The sequence below is a fragment of the Lachnoanaerobaculum orale genome, assembly GCF_003862485.1.
Classification (GTDB): domain Bacteria; phylum Bacillota; class Clostridia; order Lachnospirales; family Lachnospiraceae; genus Lachnoanaerobaculum; species Lachnoanaerobaculum orale.
In genome coordinates this window covers 2,007,481-2,010,619 of record NZ_RRCM01000001.1, presented here as the reverse complement: position 1 = coordinate 2,010,619, position 3,139 = coordinate 2,007,481, and the positions used below count along the sequence as shown (strand labels likewise).

General features: G+C 34.9%; 3 protein-coding genes. All 3 read left to right on the top strand.

What is annotated here, in order from left to right; genetic code table 11:
• Positions 1-84: 84 nt before the first annotated feature.
• The 3 genes from EHW90_RS09645 (at position 85) to EHW90_RS09635 (ending at position 2,756) form a co-directional block, all read left to right on the top strand.
• Positions 85-990 carry an Rpn family recombination-promoting nuclease/putative transposase gene (locus tag EHW90_RS09645; protein ID WP_124952531.1) on the top strand — a complete coding sequence of 302 codons (906 nt, stop codon included), beginning with the start codon at positions 85-87 and terminating at the stop codon, positions 988-990.
• 540 nt (positions 991-1,530) lie between these two features.
• A complete protein-coding gene (locus EHW90_RS09640) occupies positions 1,531-2,268 on the top strand; it encodes an Rpn family recombination-promoting nuclease/putative transposase (RefSeq protein ID WP_456298615.1) in 738 nt (245 codons plus the stop codon).
• 146 nt (positions 2,269-2,414) lie between these two features.
• Positions 2,415-2,756: a FliH/SctL family protein gene (locus EHW90_RS09635; RefSeq protein WP_243113954.1), complete on the top strand. Its 342-nt coding sequence runs from the start codon at positions 2,415-2,417 to the stop codon at positions 2,754-2,756.
• The last annotated feature ends 383 nt before the right edge of the window (positions 2,757-3,139 follow it).

Genomic DNA, 3,139 nt, shown 5'->3' with positions numbered 1-3,139 from the left:
TCTGCCCTACTTGGCTGTGTGGTCATGTGTGGATATTTTTATAGAGTCAATTAAATTTCTTTGGTATAATAAGGAGGATAGAGTATGAATGGTAAAGACATAACACAAAAGATGCTTGAGAGATATAATGATGTATTTGCAGATATAGTAAATGTGCTGTTATTTAACGGGAAAAAGATAGTGGATGAGGATGCACTTATAGATACTCCGGTTGACAGTGCATTAAAGCTTGACGGTGAGATACATTCACAGTACAGAGATGTTGCAAAGTATTGGAAGAACAGTCAAATCAATATAGCGTTATTCGGGCTTGAAAATCAGACTGTGCCTGATAAGCTTATGCCGATGAGGGTTATAGGTTATGACGGTGCTGAATATAAGAAGCAGGTATTGGAAGAAAACAGATATAAAAAGAAATATCCCGTGATAACATTGGTGTTATATATGGGATATGACAGGAATTGGAAATACTCAAACTCCTTGTTGGATTTGCTTGAAGTAGATGAAAACTTAAAACCATATGTAAGTGACTATAAGATAAACATATTTGAGATAGCATTTTTGGATAGAGAAAAAATAGATCTGTTTAAAAGTGATTTTAGAATGCTTGCAGACTACTTGTATCAGATGAGAACAACTGACAGTTATGAAGGCGATGAAAGTGATATAAAGCATGTAGATGAGATCTTGATGCTGATGTCTGCAATGTCAGGTTTTGAAAATGTTGAGAATATAATAAAAGTGGCACATGAAAGGAAGGTAAGCAATATGAAGGGATTTTTTGAACTGGCGGAAGAGAAAGGGCTTGAAAAGGGAATTGAACTGGGGAGAACGGAAGGACTTGAGCTGGGAAGAGAAGAAGGGGCTGATATGGTAAGTGAGCTGAATACTATATTAGCAAGAGAAGGTAACTTAGAGAAAATAATAAAGGCCAATACGGATAAGATATATAGGAATGAGCTTTTAAAGAAATATAGGTTGTTAAAGTAATACGCAGACAGTTTAGCGGGTTGAGTGTTCAACTCGCTTTTTTAGTGAAATGATATTAAAACAGTTCTGTGTCAGGTGTTGGTATGGGTTGATTTTAGTGATTAGTTTGGATATCCGAAGGTGCTTAAGCTAATATTAAAGAAAAGGTAATATATTTTAATGCATATTGCATAATCGATACCCTTTGTATTATAGAATATAGACTTAATCTTTGTACAATACGATGAAAGTGGTTTTGAAATCTTAAGTATTAGTATATCCTATTGTCAAAAACCGTATAAATAGTATAATAAAACTATCAAATCTTTTTCGTGGCTTCAGATTTGATATCTAAGGTAATCTATGGAAAATGCACTTTCCTCTCTTGTTAATCTGAATTTCTGTAAGTTTCTAAAAACCATGGTAGAGTCGGTGCATCGACTGATATGAACGTGACCACGCAGTCAAGTAGCCTGCCCTACTTGGCTGTGTGGTCATGTGTGGATATTTTTATAGAGTCAATTAAATTTCTTTGGTATAATAAGGAGGCTTGACGGTGAAATACATTCACAATACAGAGATGTTGCAAAGTATTGGAAGAACAGTCAAATCAATATAGCGTTATTCGGGCTTGAGAATCAGACTGTGCCTGATAAGCTTATGCCGATGAGGGTTATAGGTTATGACGGTGCTGAATATAAGAAGCAGGTATTGGAAGAAAACAGATATAAAAAGAAATATCCCGTGATAACATTGGTGTTATATATGGGATATGAAAAGAATTGGAAATACTCAAACTCCTTGTTGGATTTGCTTGAAGTAGATGAAAACTTAAAACCGTATGTAAGTGACTACAAGATAAATATATTTGAGATAGCATTTTTGGATAGAGAAAAAATAAATCTGTTTAAAAGTGACTTTCGTATGCTGGCAGACTACTTGTATCAGATGAGAACGACTGACAGTTATGAAGGCGATGAAAGTGATATAAAGCATGTAGATGAGATCTTGATGCTGATGTCTGCAATGTCGGGTTTTAAAAATGTTGAGAATATAATAAAAGTGGCACATGAAAGGAAGGTAAGCAATATGAAGGGATTTTTTGAACTGGCGGAAGAGAAGGGTCTTGAAAAGGGTATTGAACTGGGAAGGACGGAAGGAAGAGAAGAAGGAGCTGATATGGTAAGTGAGTTGAATACTATATTGGCGAGAGAAGGTAACTTAGAGAAAATAATAAAGGCTAATACAGATAAGGTATATAGAAACGAGCTTTTAAATAAATACAGGTTGTTAAGGTGAGATGTAGACAGTTTTGCGGGTTGAGTGTTCAACTCGCTTTTGTAATATAGCAGGTTTATATGAATGACGAGGCAATGTGATGAAATAAACTGATTGTCAAATGTGGTTAAAGTAATGTAAAGCATGTAGACGAGATTTTGATGCTGATGTCTGCAATGTCAGGTTTTAAAAATGTTGAGAATATAATAAAAGTGGCACATGAAAGGAAGGTAAACAATATGAAGGGATTTTTTGAACTGGCGGAAGAAAAGGGCCTTGAAAGGGGAATTGAACTGGGAAGAACAGAGGGTATTGAAAAAGGAATTGAACTGGGAAGGACAGAAGGACTTGAACTGGGAAGGACGGAAGGAAGAGAAGAAGGAGCTGATATGGTAAGTGAGTTGAATACTATATTGGCAAGAGAAGGTAATTTGGAGAAAATAATAAAGGCGAATACGGATAAAGTATACAGACATGAGCTTTTAAAGAAATACAGATTGTTAAAGTAAAGGTTGCAAGTTTTGCGGGTTGAGTGTTCAGCCCGCTTTTTTAGTGAAATGATATTGAAACAGTCCTGTGTCAGGTGTTGGCACGGATTGATTTTAGTGATTAGTTTGGATATCCGGATGTGCTTAAGTTAATATTAAAAGAAAAGGTAATATATTTTGATGCATATTGCATAATCGATACCCTTTATATTATATAAAATAGCCTTGTTCTTTGTACAATACGATGAAAGTAGTTTTAAAAACTTAAGTATTAGTATATCCTATTGTCAAAAACGGTATAAATAGTATAATCCCGTCTTTGACAGTTTTGAAAGATAAAATACCCTTCAAACCCTTTGTTTTAGCGGCTTTGGAGGGTATTTACATTTCGTTTTGAAACTAAA

Coding starts and splice junctions, on each gene's coding strand:
- EHW90_RS09645 (WP_124952531.1), top strand. CDS start 85: ATGAATGGTAAAGACATAACACAAAAGATGCTTGAGAGATATAATGAT.
- EHW90_RS09635 (WP_243113954.1), top strand. CDS start 2,415: ATGTCTGCAATGTCAGGTTTTAAAAATGTTGAGAATATAATAAAAGTG.